This is a genomic window from Streptomyces sp. NPDC058534 (assembly GCF_042717365.1).
In the GTDB taxonomy this organism is placed as follows: domain Bacteria; phylum Actinomycetota; class Actinomycetes; order Streptomycetales; family Streptomycetaceae; genus Streptomyces.
In genome coordinates, this window is record NZ_JBHXNW010000068.1 from 1 (window position 1) to 20,357 (window position 20,357).

The following is a 20,357-nucleotide window of genomic DNA, read 5'->3' on the forward strand; positions in this document are numbered from 1 at the left end:
CCTGACGATCAGAACGACAAGAGCCGTGTAACGGGAGACTGTTACGCACGGTTCCGTGAGAGCCGAGGGGTGCGATTCCCCTCGGCTACTCGACCCTTCGGGGGTGGTCCAGGGGAGGAGGCGGAGCGGGGATGGGTTCATGGTGGTGCTTGTCCCTTCGGGTGACTACCAGCGGCGATTACCTTTCGTGCATAGAGCGTCACTGCCCCGGCGTACCCTGCGGAAGGGGGCTGGCGTTGTCTGCGCGCCAGGCAACAGAAAGGGGTGACGTGGCCGAAGACCTTGGCGGTAAACGGGAATCGAGACGCACAGAGCTTGGGCAGACGCTCCGAATACTGCGGGAGAAGGCGGGCAAATCGCTCGGGCAGCTGGCCGAGGAGATCTCGTACGACAAGAGCTACCTGTTCCGCCTGGAGAAAGGAGAACGGCTCTCCAAGCGGACGGTCATGGAGGACCTGGACAGGTATCACGACACCGGGGATCTGCTGGTTCGTCTCTGGAGGGACGCGCGTCAGGAGGTCATCAAGGACAAGTACAAGGCGTTCATGGAACTCGAGAGGACGGCCCGGGTCATGTGGCTGTTCCAACTCCGAGTGCCAGGGCTGCTGCAGACCGAGGACTACGCTCGGACCGTGTTGTCGGGGTTGTCCGGGGCCCAGACAACGGCAGGCAACGGCGAGGCAGTCGAGGAACAGGTGACCCTGCGCCTGGGACGGCAGGAACTGCTGCACCGCCAACCGGCGCCCAGCATCCGGGTGATCCTTGACGAGGGGGCGCTGCGGCGGCCCGTTCCCGACCTCAAGGTGTGGGAGGACCAGCTGTCGCATCTGTTGGAGGCGGCAGAACTGCCATCGGTCGCGCTTCAAGTGCTGCCCTACGCGGCAGGCGTGCATGACCTCATGGACAGCCACCTGTGGCTCCTGTGGCAACGAGTCGGCGACCCTGTTGCCTACGTGGAAGGCAACGGCTTCGGTGAGCTGATCGACGATCCGGACAAGGTTCTGTCGTTTCGCTTGTCCTACGATCTGGTCAGGGACGCGGCTCTGACTCCGGTGGAGTCGATGGCGTTCGTCAAGGGCCTTCTGGAGGAGCGCAGATCATGAACCGAATCCCTGACCTCACCGCAGCGATGTGGCGCAAGTCTTCCTACAGCGACGGGGGCGGCACCAACTGCGTCGAGGTCGCCGACGGCTGCCCCGGCCTCGTGCCGGTGCGTGACAGCAAAGTGCCGGACGGTCGGGTGCTGGTCTTCGGGGTGGTCTCGTGGGGGGCGTTCGTGGCCGGGACGAAGGCATAGCCGCTCCGAGCCGACCAGGCCAAGCAGACCGCCACCGCTGAGGGAGACGGGGCAGCATCGGACGGCCGCGCCGGCTGACCCACAGCTACCCAACGCATCCGTGCCGCGCTCGTTTCATGTCCACCCGTGCACCCCGCATCCGTGTCCCCTCGGCTTGGAGGAGCTTCGGCGCTTGTCCGTCATGACATGAGGCAGGTGTCCCGTCGGCGTGGACGATTCGCCACCACGGCACACCGTCTCCGAGCAGGCTCATTGCCTGTCCCACCTGCCGTGGACCTGCGCCGACCCTCCGGCCTATATCGCCGTAGGAGGCGACGAATCCTGCGGGAATGGCGATGACCGCTTCCCGAATGTCCTCGATGATGCTCATTTCGTCCTCGTCACGACGGCTGCGGATAGGTCACATGGCCGCCTTGAACCGCCGCATTCTCGTTGAGGGCCGCCGGTTTGGTTGTTGTGAGCGACATGATGTGCGCCACTTCCACGCCCGCGACGATCAAGGCATCGGTGATCAGTCTGCGATGACAGCGCCACGGAACCGCCTCACTGCACATGATCGCCAACGATTCGTGCTCGGCCAGCCCAATCAGTTCGTTCAGCCCTTCCGTGAACTCCTCGCTGGCCATGTAGTCGGCGTAATCACGGAAGGCTTTGACCCGCCATGCGTCGTTTACGCTCGGTACTCCTTTCGGAGTGTGCCGCCGGCCGCCAAGCTGTGGGATCCACCGGTAGTCGAGATCATCAGGCAGCGCCTTGGTGATTGCCGACTGATTCCACTGCGGAAACTTCTTCGACGACGGGAACGAGCGAACGTCGACCAGACAGGTGATGTCGTTGCTCCGCAACATCTCCAGCACCTCATCGAAGTCGCGCGTCGAATGTCCCACGGTACAGATGCGGTTCGTCACTCTGCTGCCTCGCTCGCATCACCCTGAAATCGTCCGGGCCTCCATCGTGGCCGCTCTCCGGTAAGACCGGTGCAAACCGGCTGCGCGTGAACGAACACCGCACCCCTCTACACCTTGGTCAGTGCACTTCCCTTGTGCATGGCGATGTGATCGCTCTTGTCGCTCTTGATCTCATACTGGGGGTCGCCTTCCGTGGCATGACGAGTGTGCCCCTTGTACTCCGCATCGCGGGTGTGCTTCTTGACGATGACACCTTCGACGTGCCCAGCCTCGGAGTTCCATCGAACGTGATCTCCCACAGCGAATTGCTTCCTCATCCCCGCTCCATTCACTTCACTCTGTGTTCCTCAGCGCAAGGTTTTTCATCCGAGCGCTGATCACGCCCACCGTTTCCCTCCACATCGTTCCACCGCCGGCGGAGTCCCGCTTACTGGTACCCGCTCCCGTGTGTGGCAGCGCGATGGCGTTCATGGTCGCCGCCGGTTCGGCGGGCAGGGGCGGGCCCGGGCCCATCCAGATGCCGTTATGGACACCTCGGGGAGTCAAGCTGGGCGAGCGCCGTAGACACCTCCGGGTGAAGGGAGCGACCGACGGCAGTCCCCTCACCGTGATGCGGCTATGGTGAGCCCATGGCAGAGAGTGCGACCATTCAGGTGTCACGCCAGGCCCGCGACCACCTCGCCCAGGTGGCCAAGGAGCGGCGGTTGGCCTCGGAGCAGTCGACGGGGGAGCAGATCGCGGAGCGGGTGGCTGCCACGCGCACCGTGCTGCGTGAACGGCTGGGCTGCACACTCAGCGATGACGAGTTCGACAGCGGACCGAATGTGCTGGCCAACATCTACGCGATGGCGGCGGACCAGACCCGGGCCCTCCGGGAGAACGCCGCGTGATCATTCTCGACGCGGGTGCGGCTCTGGCGCTGTCGCCGTCGGACTCACTGACGTTCATCCGGGACGTAGTGGAGGAGCACCGATAGTGAAGCACCCCCCGACCTCAATGCTGCGACCTGGCGCAAGTCGAAGGACAGCGACGGGGGAAGACAGCAACTGTGTCGAGGTCGCCGACGGCAGCGCCAGCTCGTGTCAGTGCGTGACAGCAAGGTGCCGGACGGTCGGGTGCTGGTCTTCGGGGCCGAGCCGTGGGGGGCGTTCGTGGCCGGGATGAAGGCGTAGCCGCTCCGAGCCGACCAGAGGGTCGCTGTCAGAGCGTGCCTATATGATCAACGGATTGTGTCCGCAGTTGTCCGCATCGAGGAAGACATGGCCGACCTCCCCCACTATCCCGTCGGTTCCACCCCATCTGGACTTGGCGCGCAGCAGTACGCGCCGCAGCCGCCCTACGGCTACCCGGCGCCGTACGGGTCAGGCTTCGTGCCGCTCATGGGGCTCGCCGATCTCGGGTCCCGGCTCGGAGCGCGGGTGCTGGACGTCGGCCTCTGGTACATCGGGTACCTCGTCACGGGCGGTCTCCCGCTGAGTATGTGGATCGACGCCGGAGGCGGTGAGACGGCCCAGGCGGTGCTGGTCGGATGGCTGGCTCTCTCCTTCCTCATCTACTTTCCTGTCTGTATCGCCGAGTTCGGCTCGACCCTGGGCAAGCGCATCTGCAAGGTCCGGGTCGTGGAACGTGAGTCGGGGCTGAACATCGGTTTCTGGCGCGCTCTGCTACGGGAGGTCTGCTGGCCGGCCTTTTCCGTCATCCCTGTACTCGGGCTGCTCAACTCGCTGTGGTGCTGCTGGGACAGGCCGTATCAGCAGTGTCTGCACGACAAGCTCGCGGAGACGGTGGTCATCGAGCGCTGAGGGGTGAACGGTTTGCGCCAACTCGTTGCAATCGCGTTGTGTATGCCACCTGTTGCGCGTAAGGATGTTCGAGACTTTGTGGTTTGAGTGATGCACGGGGGTGGCGAGATGAAGTTCGACATGGGTTCGACGACCTTGTCGGATCTGGGGAAGAACACGGTCGGCTCGGTCGACGATCTGGGGACGTTGATCACGTGGCTGATCCAGGCGGCGGAGCCGCTGGAGGGCAAGTTCAACGGGGCGGGCAAGGCTGCGTTCGATACGTTCAAGCTGCATGCCGACGAGATCACGAACGATCTGAACGGCTCGCTCAACGCGATCCTGGGCGGGCAGTCCGGCATGGACACCGCGTTCGGAACGGGTGATCAGGAGCTGGAGGGCAACGCCCACCAGAACATGGGCTCCGCCAACTTCGATGCCGCTCGTTTCGGCGCCCGGTAGCTGCCGGGCACTCGTGGCCGGCACCGAACCGTCACTGTTTTCTGGGGGGATGTAGTCATGGGGCAGAACCTTGACCGTCGTTCGTACGACACCGGCGCCTCGTCCGAGGTGCAGATCAGTCTGCAAGGGGTCGTCGCTCAGCTTGAGCGCGTACTGACCGACCGCGACCGTGCGGTGAAGGCCGCGATGGCCGAGTTCCAGGCCGACGGTGTCTCGGACGAGTACCACGGCAAGGAGGTCCGCTGGAACCGGGCCGCGGCCGAGGTGCGCGAGATCATCCGGTTGGTCCGCACGACGATGGAGCAGAACGACGGGACCGCCCAGTCGACGCTGGCCAAGGCGCGGGCTGCCGTGGACAACATCGGCTGACGCGGGCACGCGGGGCCGGTGGGGGACGGGCGCGCGATGACGGGGACGAGGACAGCAAGAACGAGGGGGAGTGACGCGTGCCGGGGTGGGACATTTCTCCGACCGGGGTCGGAGTCGTCGTCTCGAACGTGGGGGACGTCATGAAGGTCCTGGACGAGATGGTTCAGGCGTACTCGGGTGATGTGCAGGGCGCCGCGACATCGGCGGGAACACTCGCGCCGGGTGGAGCGAGCGGGGAGCACAAGGGCCAGACCGGACTGGTGGGCGCCGCGCTGGCGGAGTTCATCGAGGGTACGGCTGAGGAGCTGCGGTTCATCGGCGTGCGCGTCGGCAGATCCGTGAACGGTGCGGTGGAGGCCACTACGGCGTACCAGGACGGCGATCTGGAGATGGCGGCCGAGCTTCAGCGGCGGTCCGCAGGTCTGGTGCGTCCCGACATGCCGGGCGGTTGGAAGGCTGGCCGGCTGTGATCGAGCCGGAAGCCATTCCGCTGTTCACCGGTGATCTGGCACAACTCGAGCAGCACACCGACGCGCTGCGGGACGAGTCGGACGGCATCCGCCAGGCGGGCGGGGAGGCGCATCGGCAGTTCCAGGGGCTCTCGGCGTTCTACCAGGCGCCGGAAGCCGAGGACCTTTTCGCGTCCACGGCACCGGCACGTGACGCCGCGGACCGTTTCGGGGACAAGCTCGCCACGGTGGCCGATGCCCTGCGCACGTATGCGGCAGAGGTGGCTCCCATCGCCAAGAGGTTGGAGCGGTTGCGGGGGCAGGCAGCCACGTTCGTCGCGGGGCTGAAGACCGGCACCGGGGAGTTCGACGAGAACTGGACGAAGGACGCCGACAAGGTCGACGAACATCGGGTGTTGCTGCACGACGTGAACGCCGCGCAGGCCGAGTTCGCGGCGGCCGAGATCGCCTGCAACAACAAGATCACCGCGTTGGTCGGCGGTACGCAGTACGTCTTGAACACCGGCGCCAAGCAGTTCGCGCCCCTGGGAGCGCGTCTCTACGGCTACAGCACCGAGGTGTTGGATCACGCGAAGGAGCTTCCCTGGGGTGCCCCCGAGACCGAGCGGCACGACTGGTGGGACCCGCGGGACTTCAACTACTACTTCAAGAGCCTGGTCTGGGACGGGCTGATCGTCGACAACATCTGGGGCACCCTCAACGGTCTGTACTCCATGGTCGGGATCAACGGACAGCAGGAGTTCGAGGACTCCTGGGAGGGCCTGACCAGGATGGTGGTCGGCGCGGAGACCTACCTCATGGAGGCGGGCAGCCAGGAACCCACCGGCATCTTCGCGACCGACTTCGCCCAGGACAGCAAGGTGTACGCCAAGGAGTTCGCCAAGTCCCTGGTGGCCTGGGACATGTGGGACGAGAACCCCGCGCGGGCGTCCGCCACGGTTCTCTTCAACCTCGTGACCCTCGGCGCCGGACCCCTCAAGGTGGCCTCCGCCGGCAAGGCCGGTACGACGGCCAAGGTGGCGGCGACGGTCGCCAAGGTCGGCGACGCCATCGACCCGATCAGCGCCGCGGTCAAGGTCACAGGTGAGGCCGCTCCCAGGATCGCCGCGGTCACAGAACGACTGCGCGGTACCAACCACATCCCAGAGGTGCGCACTTCGACGAGCGTCCTGGAGTTCTCCGACGCGACCGGCCGAACCGTCCTCGTCGTCGAAGACGGCCGCCTCATCATCAAGAAGAACGGCGAGATCGTTACCGGCGCTCCAATGCAGGAACCCTCCGTTACGGTTAAGACCGTGCCAGAGCGGCTGCACACGCGGGAACGTGAGCCTGCCGGGGTCACCGCTTCGGACACGGTACCTGCCGGGGGCCATGTCTCGCCCTGGGCCAGCCATGAGGCAACGCCAGACACCGCTGGTGGTAGTGACTCCGTTGAGTACGGAAACTCAGCACCACCAAGCGCTCATCAGGCTGAGCCAAAGCACGGGGGCCAGCCGATTGGCTCTAGCGGCGTGAGCGGTTCCGATACGGCAACAGGTCATAGTGAGGCGGGGGTCGGCCATGACAGCTCATACCGGGCCGACGGACTTGGTAGCTCGGGCGAGGGGATGTCCGGGACGCCGGGTGAACGGCCTAATGAGCCGCTACCGGCACTCACCCCCGAACAGAGAGCCGCACATTGGGGCCATCTGGAGGAAGCGGCGGAGCACAGCCCAGAGGATTTCGATCACTTGCAGCGCGACCCTGACAAGAACGGTGGAATTTCCGAACCGTCCAAGGATGAGGCGCGGGTGGGTCTGGATCTTCGCGATCAGGGGCGCTTGCCTGCGGATATCAGACGTCCGGACGGGGCAGACGGTGGGGAGTTCGTCTCCCCGAGCACTGGGCGATCTTACGACATCAAGGGTGTACATTCTGATTGGCCTCCTTTCAATAATGTTCGCGACAAGTCTCGGCCTTTCCAGGGTGCCTATAATCCGGCCACAAATGGTAAATGGGTGAGTAAGCTACAAGAACAAATTGTAGCAAAACGTCGCATCGTAATCATTGATGTCAGGAATGCTAATCAGGTGGCCATCGACGACGTTGTGGCCATAGTTAAGGCGAACGGCTGGGAAGACGATGTCATCTGGTACCCCTAGGGGTTGGGCTCCGGCGAGGTTTCCTCGAGACCCCGTCGCGGCGGAGCGACTGCGTGAATGGATTGCATGCGAGGGAAGCGGGCTTGATGCTGTAGGTCTCGATCTGACAGGGGCAGACCTTTCTCGAGCAGATTTTTCCGAGTCGTGGTTCACCGAAGCCAACCTGTCCGGCGTCGTTCTTGTCGGTTGCGATCTGTACCGTTCGGATGCTGAAGGGGCCGACCTTGATCATGCGAATCTGACCGACAGCTCACTTATTCGCGCGAACCTGGATGAAGCGACCCTGCGTGGCGCCATCCTTGATCGGGCGGACATGGTGAAGGCATCTTTGTACGGTGTCGATGCGTCAGGCGCGAGGTGCCGCAATACTCGTTTCGTGGGGTCCTCGCTACTGGATGTTGACTTTAGCGGCGCGGATCTCAGCGGTGCTTCTTTCGAAGAAAACTCCTTCAAGGTGAAGGTCGACGAGGAGACTCTCTTCCACGGCGCTTCTGGGTCTGTTTTTGGGCCAGTTGAAGTGGTCGGCAGGAGCGTGTCGCGTCAGCTGGCAGGGGCAGAGCTTCAGGGGTGGCTGCGAAATCGCGGGGCAGATATCAGAGTGATGGAGGAACGGCGGCGGGCATGACGGTATTATTCTGCGATACATATGACGGGACTTCATGACCGCCCACGACTACGACAACCAGCTTCTCGAATCCGTCTCCGTCCGTCGCCGCCGTCTCCGCGACGCGCTCCTCTTCGGCGCCCGGCGTCAGCGGCGGTCCGTTGATGAGCGGCTGGGGAAGGTGGTCGCCGGGATGGTGATCGCGGCTGTGGTGTGTGCCGGGTGTGTGGGGTGGTCGTTCGTGGCCAACCGGGTCATGGGGAAGGACCCGTACGGGGCTTCGCAGGGGCTGACTCACGAGGGCTCGGGGTCGTCACCCTCGGTAATGGCGTCTACACGATGATAGGTTCGAACGCGTGATGTCCACGGGGCCCCTGAGCCGTACCGCAACCGTCGGTCGCGCCGCGCTCAGCAGGGTCACCCTGGTCGGTGAGCGGCGTCGGGTCGATCTCGTGTTGCCGTCGCGGGAGCCCGTCGGGGTGCTGTTGCCCGAGGTGATGCGGCTGCTGGGCGACCGGGTGGGGGAGCGGCCGGAGTTGCGGCATCTGGTGCTGCCGGACGGGTCGGCCCTCGCGCATGACAGCACCCTGGAGTCGGCGGGAGTCGCCGACGGGGTCGTGCTACGGCTCGTGCGGGTCGAGGACGCCCCTTCCGCGCCCGTCGTCCACGACGTGACCGACGAGGTCGCCGACGACCTCGACGTACGGGCGTGGCGCTGGCGGTCCGAGGCGCGTCGTGTCGTCGCGGGGTGTGCGACTGTCCTCTTCGCCCTTGCCGCCGCCGGGTTGGCGCGCGGGGAGTTCGCCGACTCCGGTGTCGGTGCCGGGGTGCTCGTCGTCGCGGTGTTGTGCGCGGCGGCCGGGGTGTTGTGCGGGCGGGGGCGGTGGCAGGCGCCGGCTGTCACGTTGCTCGTGACCGCGGGTGCTCTGGCCTGCTTCGGTGTGTGGGCCTGCGCCGATGCCCACGGGTGGGATGGAGCCGCTCGGCTCGCGGGCCTGGCCGGCGCCGTGGTCGTCTTGCTTCTGCTCGCCGGGTGGGTCACGCCGCTCGGGCGTGGTGGCTTCGTCGGGGGTGGGGCCGTCGGCGGGTGCCTGGTGCTGTGGGAGGCCGTGCTCGGGGTGCAGGGTGATGTGGCTCGGGTCGGCGCCGTCGCGGCCGTTGTCTGCGTCGTCGTCCTCGGGGTGCTGCCACGGCTCGCGTTGATGTCGTCCGGACTCACGGCGCTCGACGATCGGCGGACCGGTGGCGCGTCCGTGAGTCGGTACGACGTCTCCACCGCGCTCGCCGCCACTCACCGCGGACTGGTGCTCGCCACTGTCGCCCTCGCCGTGTCCGCGGCGGCGGGCGGCCTGCTGGTGCTTCGTACGGTGTCGGTGTGGACGGTGCTGCTCGCCGTCGCCGTGACCGTCGCGCTCGCGTTGCGCGCCCGTGTGTATCCGCTCACCGCCGAGGTGGTGGTGCTGCTCCTCGCTGCCTCAGTCCTCGCCGTCCGGCTCGTCGTGCTGTGGAGTGAGTACGCCGGTGCTGCGGGGCCTCTGGCCGTGCTCGGCGTGCTGGCCCTGCTGCCGCTGGCGGTGCTTACCGTAGAACCCGCAGAGCACGTGCGAGTCCGCCTGCGGCGGACCGGTGACGTGCTCGAGTCCGTTGCCGTGATTGTCCTGCTGCCGCTGGTTCTCGGCGCGTTCGGCGTCTACGCGCGGCTCCTCGACACCTTCGCCTGAGACACGGATGCGGGGTGAGGGCGGAATGACAGGGAGCGCTCGAAGCGACTGGCAGCGTGATCTCGTGCGGGAGCTGACCGACAGCCCGCCGTCCGAAAACGGTGCGCCTCATACGCCAGAGCCCCAGCCCCAGCTCCCCGTGCCGCGGCAGCCCCGCGACCCCCGCACCCTGCCGGCCCCCACCCCCGAGTCCCGCCCCACCGTCGACCCCCGCCTCGCCGTCGCCCTCGGCCGCCCCCAGCACGGCGACTCCGCCGCGCGGCGGGCCGGGGCCGGAGTGCGACGGCTCACCGCCTCCGCCGGGCGGGAGGTGGCGGAACAGACGCGGTACGCGCAGGAGTTGCAGCGACCCGTCACCACCGGCCGGGTCGTCGCCGTGACCTCGATCCGCGGTGGGGTCGGCAAGTCCACGGTCTCGGCACTGCTCGGCCGTACGTTCAACCACTACCGGCAGGACCCCGTACTGACCCTGGAGGCCGACGCCGCGCTGGGCACGCTGCCGGTGCGCATGGGCGCGGAGTCGGTGCGCTGGTCGGCCGGTGATCTCGCCCGCATCCTCTCCCCCGCCATGCAGCTCACCGACGTCACCGGCTACCTGGTGCCCGTGGCCGACGGGGGCTGGCTGCTGCCCGCCGGGCAAGGACGGGTCGGCGCCCCCTTGAACGTGGCCACCTACCGCACCGTCACCCTCGCCCTGCGCCGGTATTTCGCGGTCACCGTCGTGGACTGCGAGACCCTGCCCGGTGAGGTGGCCCGTACGGCGATGGACACCGCTCATGCCCGGGTGGTCGTGGCGCCGATGACCGCGGAGGGCGTCCACGGCACACGGCAGGTGCTCGACTGGCTGGCCCGGTTGCCGCACTCGGCGCTCGACTCCACCGTCGTCGCGCTCAGCGCGGCCACCCCCGACGCCACCCTCGACACCAAGGCGGCTGCCGCCCACCTGCGCGAGCCCGGAGTGACCGTGGTCCACCTGCCCTACGACCGACACCTGGCCCAAGGAGGCCCCATCCACACCGCCAAGCTCGCCCGCGACACCCGGGACGCGGCCGTACGCCTGGCCGCCGAGGTGCTGGGGCGGGCGGTGAGGGTGCGATGACCCAACGGCTCGTCCACCGCCCGGCGCGCTCCACCCGTCCCCTCGCCCCCGGCGAGCCGCTCACGATCGAGCCGCCGCCGAACCTGCCCGAGGGAAAGGTCGGCAACGCGGCTACCGCCCTGCTGCCGATGGCCGGCGTGATCAGCTCGGTCGTGCTGATGACCGTCATCCGCAACAGCCGGTTCGCGGTGCTCGGCGCGGTCGTACTGGTCGCCGCACTGTTCGGCGCGGTCGCGTTGTTCCTCTCGCAGCGAGGGAAGGCGCAGCGCACCCGGCGCGTGCAGCGGGAGCGGTACCTGGAGTACCTGGAAGAGCTGCGGGAGGAAACGGGTGCCGCCGAGCGGGAGTTGCGAGGAATGGCGCGCCGGTTGAATCCGCCGCCCGAGGCCCTGTACGACCTCGTACGGGACCCGGCGCGGCTGTGGGAACGCCGTCGTGGGGACGTCGACTTCCTGCACCCTCGGCTCGGCACCGGCGAAGTGCCCGTCCAGGAGCTGGGCATCGGGCAGAACAGCGCGGGCGGGGTGCTCACTCCGCCGGACCCGTTCATGCTCAACGAGGCCCGTGCGCTGCGAGACCGCTTCGCCACCGCCGCCGACTTCCCGATCGCGGTGCCGCTGGACCGGGCCGGCAACGTCAGCGTCATCGGCGGGCGCGACGACGTACTGCGCGTCGCCCGCGCGCTGCTGGTCCAGACCGCCGTCACGCACGCGCCCGACGACGTCTCGTTCGCGCTGGCCTCCGCCGACGAGACCGCGTGGGCGTGGGTGAAGTGGCTGCCGCACGTGCTCGACGCGCAGACGTACGACGGTCCGGTCGCCGCCCGGCGGATCGCCCCGGATCTCGTGCGGCTCGCCCGGTTGTGCGGACCCGATCTGCGGCAGCGTGCCGCCTACGCGGCCGAGGTGCGGCGCGGTCTGTCCGGCCCGGACGCGCTCCGGCTCACCGGCCGGCTGCTCGTGGTCAGCGACTCCTACGGTGACACCGCCTCCGAGCTCCCCCTGCCGGACTCGGCGGTCGGCCCGGCGGTCATGGGCGTCACCGTGCTGCACCTGCTCGCACAGCAGGTGCACGAGCCCGACGAGGTGAGCGTGCGCATCACCGTGGACGGCGACCGGATCAGGGTCGACGACCTGCGAGGAGCCGCCGCCCGCGGAAAGGACGACGGTCAGGAGAGCACAGCCCGGGGCATCGTCGACCCCGTCACCCCCGCCGGAGCCGAGGGCATCGCCCGCATGCTGGCCCCCCTGCGGCTGTCGGCGGAGTCCGCGGCCGAGGGCACCCCGGTCTCCGGGCCGGTCGACTTCCCCGCGCTGCTCGGCATCGAGGATCCGGCCGCCCTCGACCTGGCGCGACTCTGGGCGCCACGGGGCGAGCGTGACTTCCTGCGCGTCCCTGTCGGGCTCACCGACCGGCACGAGCCCGTGCTGCTCGACCTGAAGGAATCCTCGCAGCTCGGCATGGGCCCGCACGGCCTGTGTGTCGGTGCCACCGGCTCGGGCAAGAGCGAACTGCTCCGCACCCTGGTCCTCGCCCTGGCCACCACCCACTCGCCGGACGACCTGGCGCTGGTCCTGGTCGACTACAAGGGCGGCGCCACCTTCGCCCCGTTCTCGCGGCTCCCGCACGTTGCCGGGGTGATCACCAACCTGGAGAACCAGGCCGGCCTCGTCGAACGCGTCCACACCAGCCTGGCCGGTGAGGTCAAGCGCCGTCAGCAGGTGCTGAAGGACGCCGGGGACGTCGCCGACATCGGTCACTACGCCACCCTGCGCGCCACGAGCCGACCGGACCTGGAGCCGCTCCCGCATCTTTTCGTCGTCATCGACGAGTTCGGCGAACTGATCACCGCCAAGCCCGACTTCATCGACCTGTTCCTGTCCATCGGCCGCATCGGCCGCTCCATCGGGGTGCACCTGCTGCTGTCCAGCCAGCGCATCGAGGGCGGCAGGCTGAAGGGCCTGGACACCTATCTGTCGTACCGGCTGGGGCTGCGGACGTTCTCCGCCGACGAGTCACGCACCGTACTGGACACCACCGACGCCTTTCACCTGCCGCCGCTTCCGGGCTTCGGGTATCTCAAGGTCGACACCTCCACCTACGAGCGGTTCAAGGCCGGGTACGTGTCCGGCCCGTACCGCGGTCCGGCCGTGCGTGAGGAACGCGCCGACGAGCCGCTCGCGCGGCTCTACCCGGCGTACAACACACCGCAAGAGCCGGAGACGGACAACGAACCGGTCGTGCCCCAACGGGAGACCGGGCCGACCGTCCTGTCCGTCATGGTCGGTCAGCTGGCCGCGGCGGCACCGCCCGTACGCCGTATCTGGCTGTCTCCGCTGCCCGACGCCACCACCCTCGACCGGGCCGCCGGCCCCCTCCGAGCGGGCGCGGAGGGCCTGCGCCTCGCCCGCGCGGACGGCGCTCCGCTGCGCGTTCCCCTCGGCACCCTCGACGACCCGGCCCGTCAGCGACAACGGCCCTGGCTGCTGGACCTCACCGTCGCCGGTGGCCACGCGGCGGTCATCGGCGGCCCGCAGTCCGGCAAGACCACCCTGCTGCGCACCCTCGTCCTCTCGCTGGCGCTCACCCACACCCCGTACGACGTCGCCGTGTACGGCCTCGACCTGGCCGGGGGCGGTCTGTCGGCACTGTCCGGGCTCCCGCACGTCGGTGGCATCGCGGGTCGCGCCGACCACGAGCGGGCGGCCCGCACGGTCGCCGAAGTGCGCGCGATGCTGGCCCGACGGGAGGAACTGTTCCGCGAGCACGGAATCGACTCCGTGGACCGGCTGCGGCAGTTGCGCGGCCAAGGGCGGCTCGCCGAGCTGGGCGCCACCGACGTCGTACTCCTCGTCGACGGATTCGGTGCCCTGCGCGACGAGTTCGCCGACCTCGAGGACGCGGTGACCGACCTGCTCAAGCGTGGTGGCGGCTACGGAGTCCACGTCGTCGCCGGCATGCTGCGCTGGAACGACGTCCGCATCGCCACCCAGTCGATGTTCGGCACCCGCGTCGAGCTGCGGCTGAACGATCCCGCCGACTCCTCCATCGACCGCAAGCTGTCCGAGACCCTCACCCCTGACGTGCCGGGGCGGGTACTGACCGACGGCAGGCTGTTCGCCCACACCGCGCTGCCCCGCGTCGACGACCGGCCCGTCGCCGACGACCTGGGCCCGGCCCTCGAACGGACCGCCCGCACCCTCCGCGCCTCCTGGCACGGTGACGTGGCCCCGCCCGTCCGGGTGCTGCCCACCCGGCTGCCGGCCGCCAAGCTGCCCTCCCCGGCCGCGGAACCGAACCGCTTGCCCCTCGGCGTCGACCAGGACGCCCTCGCCCCCGCCCTGCTCGACCTCTTCGGCCAGGACCAGCACCTGCTGATACTCGGCGACAACGAGTGCGGCAAGACGAACCTGCTGAAGCTGATCGCCGGACGGCTCGTCGAACGCCACTCGGAGAAGGACCTCGTCTTCGGCGTCTACGACCCACGGCGCGGCCTGCGCGGCGCGGTCCCGGAGCCCTACCGCGGCGGCTACGCCCACAACGCCAAACTCGCCGCGGCCCTGTCCACCGGCATCGCCGCCGAACTGGACAAACGCCTGCCGGAAACCGCGGACCCCGACGCCGTCCCCGAGACCGAACCGGCCTTCACGGGACCGCGGATCGTGATCCTCGTCGACGACTACGACATCCTCACCACCGCCGGCCAGCAGCCCCTGGCGCCCTTCCTGCCCTACGTCTCCTCATCCCAGGACATCGGCCTGCACTTCGTCATCGCCCGCCGCGCCGCCGGTTCCTCTCGTGCCCTGTACGAGCCACTGCTGACCACCCTGCGCGAGACCGGCAGCACCGCCCTGCTCATGACCGGTGACCGTACCGAGGGCCAGATCTTCCCCGGCCTGTATCTCTCACCGCAGCCGCCCGGGCGGGGCACGCTCGTCCGGCGCGGCCGTCCCCCTCAGCTGATCCAGACCGCCCTCACAGGTGGGGAGACGACGTGACCAAGGACGTCATCGCCCTCACCCCCGCCATGCCCGACCTGCGCACCTTCCTGGCGGGCCTCTACGCGGGCGGCCCCGACCTGGGCGTGAGCACCCTCGCCGAGGGGGCCGTCGTCCAGCTCTGCGCGCCCGACGGCCGCCCGCTGGTCTCGGTGGAGGCGCCCGTCCTGGTGCAGGTGCCCGGCGAGACCACCCGCCTGCTGGGCCGTACCGGGCGGGAGGCGCCGGTGTGGTGGACCGAGGCACGGGCCTCCACGTCGAGTGCCGAAGCCGGGCGGCTCGCGGGGTCCTTCGCGGGACGGCTGGCCACGGTGCTCGACGGCGCGGTCTGGCCGCCCGAAGCGGCCACCACGGATGTCGTGCCTCTGACCACCGACGTCTCCGCCGTCCCGGCACCCGCCACCGGCACACCGGCCGTGGACGTCCTCACCACGACCACCGCCGTGGTCATCCAGGACCGTCCGCTCGTCCCCTTCACCAGCTGGCTCTCCGACGCCCTGCGCGCCGCGGCCGAGAGTGAGCGCGCCCTGCAGATCGTCACCCCGCCCACCGCACGCCTCACCCTGCCCACCCGCACCGCACTGCAGGGCCTGCCCAACCGTTGGGTGGTCCAGGACCCCGAGCACGGCTACTACGACGGCCTGTCCGGCGCCGTACTCCACTGGAAGGGCGGCACCTTCACCCCCGTACGCGACGAGAACGGGAAAGCCTCGCCCGCGGGGGCCTTCACGGCCGCCACCGTCACAGGCGAACGTCAGCTGCTCCTCACCCTGCGTACCCGCCACGCACCCGATGCCGATCTCGTGCTGGGCCGGTCCCTGGAAGCGGCCTTTCGGTGTCTGGCCGGTGGCCCTCCCGCCGGCTGGAGCACGGCCGAGCCGGTCAACCTCCCCTGGTCCACCCGCGAGCTGACCGACCTGGCACGGGCGCGTGCGCCGCGGCCCACCTGGCTGGTCGCCGTCGGGTCGCCCGACCGTCCCGGGATCGCCACGGTCCGTGTGCTGCGGACATCGGCAGGAGTGGAGCAGGACATCAGCGTGGCATTCGGCTACGGCGAGGGAGAGGTCCCGCCGCTGGACGCGCTGCCAGGACTGGCCGCGGAGCTGGACGCCGGGCACGGCCTCGTCACCCTGTTCGCATCGCTCCGTGCCGCACGCCGGGATCTCACCGTCTCCGCTCGCCTCGAAGCCCCGCCGCTGCCCGTCACGTTCACCCTCGGCCGTGCGGAGGCCGAACGCCTCGGCCACCCCGCCCGGCACTACCGGCTGGGCGACGGAACGGACACCGCGGCCTGGGGGCGGTTCCGGGACCTTCTCGGGCGGCTGCGACCGCAGGGGGAGGCGTCGGGGAGTCAAGCTGGGCGAGCGCCGTAGACACCTTCGGGTGAAGGGAGCGGCGGACGGCCGTCTCCTCGCCGTGATGCGGCTATGGTGAGTCCATGGCAGAGAATACGACCATTCAGGTGTCACGCCAGGCCCGCGACCACCTCGCCCAGGTGGCCAAGGAGCGGGGCATGACCCTCGGCCAGCTGGTCGAGCTGCTGGCCTCGGAGCAGCCGACGGAGGAGCAGATCGCGGAGCGGGTGGCGGCCGATCGGCAGGTCGTCCGGGACGTCGTCGGGGTAGCCATCAGCGACGAGGAATTCGATGGGGGGCCCGACGTGCTCGGCAACATCTATCGGATCGCCGCCGAGAAGATCCGCATGGCTCGTGGCGCCGCCGCGTGATCATTCTGGACACCGGCGCGACCCGTGCCCTCGCGGACGGCCACAAGACGCTGAACCTGCTTGCCGGAAACATGGCTCGTACCCCAGGGGACCTGCTCCGTGTTCCCGCCCTCTGCCTCGTGCAGGCCGAGTCGGAGGCAGCGGGGGCGGGCGGACGGGTCCTGGGGTTCTCGTCGGTTGTTGTCGACGACCTGGACACGGCAGGGTCGGTCACCGTCGGGACCATGATCCGCGACGGGTACGGAGGCGCCGACACCTGTCACGCCCTGTACTGCGCGCTGCCACGCCCCGAGTTCACGGGCATGTCCATTCTCCTCACGGACCGGGAGGACGCCTACCCGCCCGGCGTCGTCACCGTCGACATCGACGCCCCCGGCATGCTCGGCTACCACTGACCCCCCTCTGCCGCGGCCGGCTCCGGCGGTGGCACCGGCGCCCCCGGCAGCCGTACGGTCGCTACTGTCCCGCCGCCACCGTCCTCGCCCGGGGTCAGGGTCACCTCGCCGCCCGCCTGCTGGACCGTGCGGGCCACGATCGACAGGCCCAGGCCCGAGCCGGGCAGCGCACGGGCCGACGGTGAGCGCCAGAAGCGGTCGAAGACGTGCGGGAGTTCGTCGGCGGGGATGCCGGGGCCGTGGTCGCGGACGGTGAGGACGCCGTCGGCGAGGCGTACGTCGACGGTGCCGGACTCCGGGCTGAACTTCACCGCGTTGTCGAGGATGTTGACGACCGCGCGTTCCAGGGCGGCCGGTTCCGCCCGTACGTACCAGGGCTGTACGTCCGCCGTGATGGTCAGCACCGGGCCGCGCAGGCGGGCGCGGCGCAGCGCGGACTCGACGACGTCGTGCCAGGGGAGGATCCGGGTGCGGCCCTCGTGCTGGCCGGTGTCCGGGCGGGACAGTTCCTGAAGGTCGCCGATCAGCGCGGCCAGTTCCGTCATCTGCGCCTTCACCGAGGCGAGCAGCGCCTTGCGGTCCGCCTCCGGGATGGGGCGGCCGGTCTCCTCGCTGCGGGTGAGGAGTTCGATGTTGGTACGGAGCGAGGTGAGGGGGGTGCGCAGTTCGTGGCCCGCGTCGGCGATGAGCTGCTGCTGGAGGTCACGGGAGCTGGCCAGGGATGCCGTCATGCTGTTGAAGGAGCGGGAGAGGCGGGCGATCTCGTCGTCGCTGTCGTCCTCGACGGGGATGCGGACGGTCAGGTCCTCGGTGCGGGCCACGTGTTCGACGGCGCGGGTCAGTTCGTCGACGGGGCGCAGACCGGTGCGGGCGACCCAGAGGCCGGCGGCACCGGCGCCGATCACTCCGGCGCCCGCGACGAAGACGAGCACCAGGGCGAGGTTGCTCAGGGAGCGGTTCACCTCGCCCAGCGGGCGCGCGGCGGAGACGGCCACGCCCAGCTCGGGCAGCACGCTGTAGGTGTAGACGCGGTAATCGGCGCCGCCGGCCCCCCTGGCGTCGTGCAGTGCGTTGGTGGACTCGCCCTCGGCCACGGCGCGGTCGGCGTCCGTGAGTGGGACCTCCTCCGTGCCGATGATCAGACAGCTGCCGCCCGCGCTGTCCACGACCTGGACGGACGAGCCGAAGGGGTTCTGCTCGTGCGTGACGGGGTCGTGGGCGCACAGCCCGCTACGCAGGTTGACGTACCGGCTCACCTGCTCCTTGCTCATACGGTTCGCCTTCAGAGCCTCGTCCAGCGAACTCACCAGCACGCTCTTCACCACGAACCAGCACGCCACCGCCCCCGCGGTCACGGCGAACGCCACCGCCCCGGCCACCAGCAGCGCCAGACGCGAACGCAACGGCAGCGCACGGTAACGACGGACCAGACCTGTCACTCCGCGCCGCCCTGCCGCAGCACATAGCCGACGCCCCGGACGGTGTGGACCAGGCGCGGCTCGCCGCCCGCCTCGGTCTTGCGGCGCAGGTACATCACGTACACGTCGAGGGAGTTGGACGACGGCTCGAAGTCGAAGCCCCAGACCGCCTTGAGGATCTGCTCCCGGGTGAGGACCTGGCGCGGGTGCGCCATGAACATCTCCAGCAGGGTGAACTCCGTGCGGGTCAGCTCCACCGGGCGCCCGGCCCGGGTGACCTCCCGCGTCGCCAGGTCCATCGTCAGGTCGGCGAAGGCGAGGGTGTCGTCGTCCTCGGCGGTGGCCTCCACCGCCGCCGCGTAGGAGCTGCGGCGCAGCAGCGCGCGGATGCGGGCGAACAGCTCGTCCAGCTCGAAGGGCTTGACCAGGTAGTCGTCCGCGCCGGCGTCCAGGCCGGTGACCCGGTCGCCCACGGTGTCACGGGCGGTCAGCATCAGGATGGGGGTCGTGTCGCCCGCGCCGCGGATGCGGCGGGCGGCGGTCAGGCCGTCCATGCGGGGCATCTGGATGTCGAGGACGACGAGGTCGGGCCGGTAAGCCGCCGCCTTCTCCAGGGCGTCGGCGCCGTCGACGGCGACCTCGGTGCCGTACCCCTCGAAGGCGAGGCTGCGCTGGAGGGCTTCGCGGACCGCCGGCTCGTCGTCGACGATCAGGATGCGCTGGACGTCACGGTCGCGGTCGCCGTCTGCGGGGCTCATGGGTTCAGCGTCGCACGTTCGTCGCAGGTACTCGTGACCGCTCAGTTGCTCGCACCCGCGCGCAGGTCGGGCAGGTCCGCCTTGACGGTGTTGATCGGGATGGCGAAGCCGAGGCCGACGCTGCCCGCGCTCGCGGACGACTCGGTCGCCGAGTACATCGCGGAGTTGATGCCGATGATGTTGCCGTTCATGTCGATCAGCGCGCCGCCGGAGTTGCCCGGGTTGAGGGACGCGTCGGTCTGGATCGCCTTGTACGTCGTCGTGGACGAGCCGGTGTCGCCGTTGAACTCCTGGCCGCCGAACTCGAACGGCCACTGGCCGCCGCCCTGCCCCTGCTGTTGCTGCTGCCGGCCCTCGTCGGTCGAGACGGTCACGTCGCGGTCGAGGGCGGAGACGATGCCGCTGGTCACGGTGCCGGTCAGGCCCTCGGGGGAGCCGATGGCGACGACCTGGTCGCCGACCCCGACGGCGTCCGAGTCGCCGAGGCTCGCGGCCTTGAGGCCGGAGGCGTTCTGCAGCTTGATCAGCGCGAGGTCCTTCCTGCTGTCCGTGCCGACGACCTCGGCGGTGTACTGCTTGCCGTCGCTGGTCTTCACCTTGATGGACGAGGCGCCGGAGACGACGTGGTTGTTGGTGATGATCTCGCCGTCGTCGGTGATGATCACGCCGGAACCGGTGGAGGAGCCGGCGTTCGAGGTGGCGCTGATCTCGACGATGCTGGGGCTGACCGCCTTCGCGACCCCGGAGACCGTGCCCTTCTGGCTGGAGGGCACCACGTTCGTGCTGGTGGAGGAGGCGACGGTCTCGCCGCCGGTCAGCTCCTGGATGCCGAACGCGGTGCCGCCCCCGATGGCCGCCGCGACGATTGCCACGGCCGCGAGCAGGGCGACGGGACCGCGGCGGGCCCGGTGCTTCTTCTGCGGCTGCTCGGGCTGCGGCTGCTCGGGCTGCGGGTCCGGGCCGAACCCGGCGTAGGGCTCCGCGGGCGGCTGGGCCGGCGGGGGCGGCCACTCGGGGTCGACGGGAGAGGAGGCGTGCTGCTGGGCGCCCTGGTATGGGTTCTCGTACGGGTTCTCGTGCGCGTGCTCGTACTCGCCGTTGCGGCGGAGGCTCTCGGTCATGTCCATGAGCCTCTCGCCCGCGAATGAGAGCGGCCTGAGTGCTGCCTGAGAAGCCCGGCAGAACCTCGTATGCCCGATATAAAGCCCGG

Annotated in this window: 22 protein-coding genes and 1 pseudogene; 17 read left to right on the forward strand and 6 right to left on the reverse strand. The window is 69.2% G+C overall.

Annotated features, from left to right (window positions below):
- Positions 1-269: 269 nt before the first annotated feature.
- Both ACFWR9_RS31970 and ACFWR9_RS31975 read left to right on the forward strand, forming a co-directional pair.
- Positions 270-1,103, forward strand: a complete 834-nt coding sequence (locus tag ACFWR9_RS31970; RefSeq protein WP_383848131.1) for a helix-turn-helix domain-containing protein — start codon at positions 270-272, stop codon at positions 1,101-1,103.
- A complete protein-coding gene (locus tag ACFWR9_RS31975) occupies positions 1,100-1,297 on the forward strand; it encodes a DUF397 domain-containing protein (protein WP_383848133.1) in 198 nt (65 codons plus the stop codon). The genes ACFWR9_RS31970 and ACFWR9_RS31975 overlap by 4 nt, the downstream gene beginning before the upstream one ends.
- Positions 1,298-1,382: 85 nt before the next feature.
- Here ACFWR9_RS31975 and ACFWR9_RS31980 read toward each other — a convergent pair whose 3' ends face one another.
- The 3 genes from ACFWR9_RS31980 to ACFWR9_RS31990 form a co-directional block, all read right to left on the reverse strand.
- Complete coding sequence (locus ACFWR9_RS31980) at positions 1,383-1,667, reverse strand: MGMT family protein (protein WP_383848135.1); 285 nt, start codon at positions 1,665-1,667, stop codon at positions 1,383-1,385.
- 10 nt (positions 1,668-1,677) lie between these two features.
- Positions 1,678-2,205, reverse strand: a complete 528-nt coding sequence (locus tag ACFWR9_RS31985) for a DUF488 family protein (RefSeq protein ID WP_383848137.1) — start codon at positions 2,203-2,205, stop codon at positions 1,678-1,680.
- 107 nt (positions 2,206-2,312) lie between these two features.
- Positions 2,313-2,522, reverse strand: coding sequence for a DUF2945 domain-containing protein (locus ACFWR9_RS31990; protein ID WP_383848139.1), 210 nt, complete (start codon positions 2,520-2,522; stop codon positions 2,313-2,315).
- 312 nt (positions 2,523-2,834) lie between these two features.
- On the opposite strand from ACFWR9_RS31990, the gene ACFWR9_RS31995 reads away from it, so the two are divergent.
- The 15 genes and pseudogenes from ACFWR9_RS31995 to ACFWR9_RS32065 all read left to right on the forward strand — a co-directional run bounded on the left by ACFWR9_RS31995 (position 2,835) and on the right by ACFWR9_RS32065 (position 16,971).
- Entirely contained in the window at positions 2,835-3,095 is a 261-nt protein-coding gene (locus tag ACFWR9_RS31995) for a hypothetical protein (protein WP_383848141.1), read from the forward strand.
- Positions 3,096-3,218: 123 nt separating this feature from the next.
- Positions 3,219-3,377 (forward strand): annotated as a pseudogene (locus tag ACFWR9_RS32000) (DUF397 domain-containing protein); the annotation flags it as partial.
- 57 nt (positions 3,378-3,434) lie between these two features.
- Entirely contained in the window at positions 3,435-4,007 is a 573-nt protein-coding gene (locus ACFWR9_RS32005) for an RDD family protein (protein WP_383848144.1), read from the forward strand.
- A 108-nt stretch (positions 4,008-4,115) separates the two neighbouring features.
- Positions 4,116-4,448: a hypothetical protein gene (locus ACFWR9_RS32010; RefSeq protein ID WP_376359871.1), complete on the forward strand. Its 333-nt coding sequence runs from the start codon at positions 4,116-4,118 to the stop codon at positions 4,446-4,448.
- A 57-nt stretch (positions 4,449-4,505) separates the two neighbouring features.
- A complete protein-coding gene (locus ACFWR9_RS32015) occupies positions 4,506-4,817 on the forward strand; it encodes a pore-forming ESAT-6 family protein (protein WP_383848147.1) in 312 nt (103 codons plus the stop codon).
- Between the two features lie 77 nt (positions 4,818-4,894).
- Positions 4,895-5,287 carry a DUF6507 family protein gene (locus tag ACFWR9_RS32020; protein WP_383848150.1) on the forward strand — a complete coding sequence of 131 codons (393 nt, stop codon included), beginning with the start codon at positions 4,895-4,897 and terminating at the stop codon, positions 5,285-5,287.
- Positions 5,284-7,428 carry a hypothetical protein gene (locus tag ACFWR9_RS32025; protein WP_383848152.1) on the forward strand — a complete coding sequence of 715 codons (2,145 nt, stop codon included), beginning with the start codon at positions 5,284-5,286 and terminating at the stop codon, positions 7,426-7,428. Before ACFWR9_RS32020 ends, ACFWR9_RS32025 begins: the two co-directional genes overlap by 4 nt.
- Complete coding sequence (locus ACFWR9_RS32030; protein ID WP_383848155.1) at positions 7,409-8,053, forward strand: pentapeptide repeat-containing protein; 645 nt, start codon at positions 7,409-7,411, stop codon at positions 8,051-8,053. The genes ACFWR9_RS32025 and ACFWR9_RS32030 overlap by 20 nt, the downstream gene beginning before the upstream one ends.
- Before the next feature lie 34 nt (positions 8,054-8,087).
- The gene (locus tag ACFWR9_RS32035; RefSeq protein ID WP_383848157.1) at positions 8,088-8,375 is read left to right on the forward strand and encodes a hypothetical protein; all 288 of its coding nucleotides are present in this window, start codon (positions 8,088-8,090) and stop codon (positions 8,373-8,375) included.
- 16 nt (positions 8,376-8,391) lie between these two features.
- The gene (eccD, locus tag ACFWR9_RS32040; RefSeq protein ID WP_383848160.1) at positions 8,392-9,753 is read left to right on the forward strand and encodes a type VII secretion integral membrane protein EccD; all 1,362 of its coding nucleotides are present in this window, start codon (positions 8,392-8,394) and stop codon (positions 9,751-9,753) included.
- 25 nt (positions 9,754-9,778) lie between these two features.
- Entirely contained in the window at positions 9,779-10,852 is a 1,074-nt protein-coding gene (locus tag ACFWR9_RS32045; RefSeq protein ID WP_383848162.1) for a hypothetical protein, read from the forward strand.
- Positions 10,849-14,850, forward strand: a complete 4,002-nt coding sequence (gene eccCb, locus ACFWR9_RS32050) for a type VII secretion protein EccCb (RefSeq protein ID WP_383848165.1) — start codon at positions 10,849-10,851, stop codon at positions 14,848-14,850. The genes ACFWR9_RS32045 and eccCb overlap by 4 nt, the downstream gene beginning before the upstream one ends.
- Entirely contained in the window at positions 14,847-16,223 is a 1,377-nt protein-coding gene (locus ACFWR9_RS32055; RefSeq protein ID WP_383848168.1) for a DUF6177 family protein, read from the forward strand. The genes eccCb and ACFWR9_RS32055 overlap by 4 nt, the downstream gene beginning before the upstream one ends.
- 65 nt (positions 16,224-16,288) lie before the next feature.
- Positions 16,289-16,576: a hypothetical protein gene (locus ACFWR9_RS32060; RefSeq protein ID WP_383848171.1), complete on the forward strand. Its 288-nt coding sequence runs from the start codon at positions 16,289-16,291 to the stop codon at positions 16,574-16,576.
- Entirely contained in the window at positions 16,573-16,971 is a 399-nt protein-coding gene (locus ACFWR9_RS32065) for a hypothetical protein (RefSeq protein WP_383848172.1), read from the forward strand. Before ACFWR9_RS32060 ends, ACFWR9_RS32065 begins: the two co-directional genes overlap by 4 nt.
- Here ACFWR9_RS32065 and ACFWR9_RS32070 read toward each other — a convergent pair.
- From ACFWR9_RS32070 to ACFWR9_RS32080, 3 genes are read right to left on the reverse strand one after another with little or no spacing between them, the layout of a single operon-like run.
- On the reverse strand, positions 16,962-18,410 hold the full coding sequence (locus ACFWR9_RS32070) for a sensor histidine kinase (RefSeq protein WP_383848175.1): 1,449 nt from the start codon (positions 18,408-18,410) through the stop codon (positions 16,962-16,964). The genes ACFWR9_RS32065 and ACFWR9_RS32070 overlap by 10 nt on opposite strands.
- Positions 18,407-19,147: a response regulator transcription factor gene (locus tag ACFWR9_RS32075; protein ID WP_383848178.1), complete on the reverse strand. Its 741-nt coding sequence runs from the start codon at positions 19,145-19,147 to the stop codon at positions 18,407-18,409. Before ACFWR9_RS32075 ends, ACFWR9_RS32070 begins: the two co-directional genes overlap by 4 nt.
- Positions 19,148-19,188: 41 nt before the next feature.
- Positions 19,189-20,268, reverse strand: a complete 1,080-nt coding sequence (locus tag ACFWR9_RS32080; RefSeq protein WP_383848181.1) for a S1C family serine protease — start codon at positions 20,266-20,268, stop codon at positions 19,189-19,191.
- Between the last annotated feature and the right edge of the window lie 89 nt (positions 20,269-20,357).

Bases quoted from the DNA above. Each gene is read 5' to 3' on its own strand.
- ACFWR9_RS31975 (WP_383848133.1), top strand. From the start codon at position 1,100: ATGAACCGAATCCCTGACCTCACCGCAGCGATGTGGCGCAAGTCTTCC.
- ACFWR9_RS31980 (WP_383848135.1), bottom strand. From the start codon at position 1,667: ATGAGCATCATCGAGGACATTCGGGAAGCGGTCATCGCCATTCCCGCA.
- ACFWR9_RS31990 (WP_383848139.1), bottom strand. From the start codon at position 2,522: ATGAGGAAGCAATTCGCTGTGGGAGATCACGTTCGATGGAACTCCGAG.
- ACFWR9_RS31995 (WP_383848141.1), top strand. From the start codon at position 2,835: ATGGCAGAGAGTGCGACCATTCAGGTGTCACGCCAGGCCCGCGACCAC.
- ACFWR9_RS32010 (WP_376359871.1), top strand. From the start codon at position 4,116: ATGAAGTTCGACATGGGTTCGACGACCTTGTCGGATCTGGGGAAGAAC.
- ACFWR9_RS32015 (WP_383848147.1), top strand. From the start codon at position 4,506: ATGGGGCAGAACCTTGACCGTCGTTCGTACGACACCGGCGCCTCGTCC.
- ACFWR9_RS32030 (WP_383848155.1), top strand. From the start codon at position 7,409: ATGTCATCTGGTACCCCTAGGGGTTGGGCTCCGGCGAGGTTTCCTCGA.
- ACFWR9_RS32035 (WP_383848157.1), top strand. From the start codon at position 8,088: ATGACCGCCCACGACTACGACAACCAGCTTCTCGAATCCGTCTCCGTC.
- eccD (WP_383848160.1), top strand. From the start codon at position 8,392: ATGTCCACGGGGCCCCTGAGCCGTACCGCAACCGTCGGTCGCGCCGCG.
- ACFWR9_RS32045 (WP_383848162.1), top strand. From the start codon at position 9,779: ATGACAGGGAGCGCTCGAAGCGACTGGCAGCGTGATCTCGTGCGGGAG.
- eccCb (WP_383848165.1), top strand. From the start codon at position 10,849: ATGACCCAACGGCTCGTCCACCGCCCGGCGCGCTCCACCCGTCCCCTC.
- ACFWR9_RS32060 (WP_383848171.1), top strand. From the start codon at position 16,289: ATGGCAGAGAATACGACCATTCAGGTGTCACGCCAGGCCCGCGACCAC.
- ACFWR9_RS32075 (WP_383848178.1), bottom strand. From the start codon at position 19,147: ATGAGCCCCGCAGACGGCGACCGCGACCGTGACGTCCAGCGCATCCTG.
- ACFWR9_RS32080 (WP_383848181.1), bottom strand. From the start codon at position 20,268: ATGACCGAGAGCCTCCGCCGCAACGGCGAGTACGAGCACGCGCACGAG.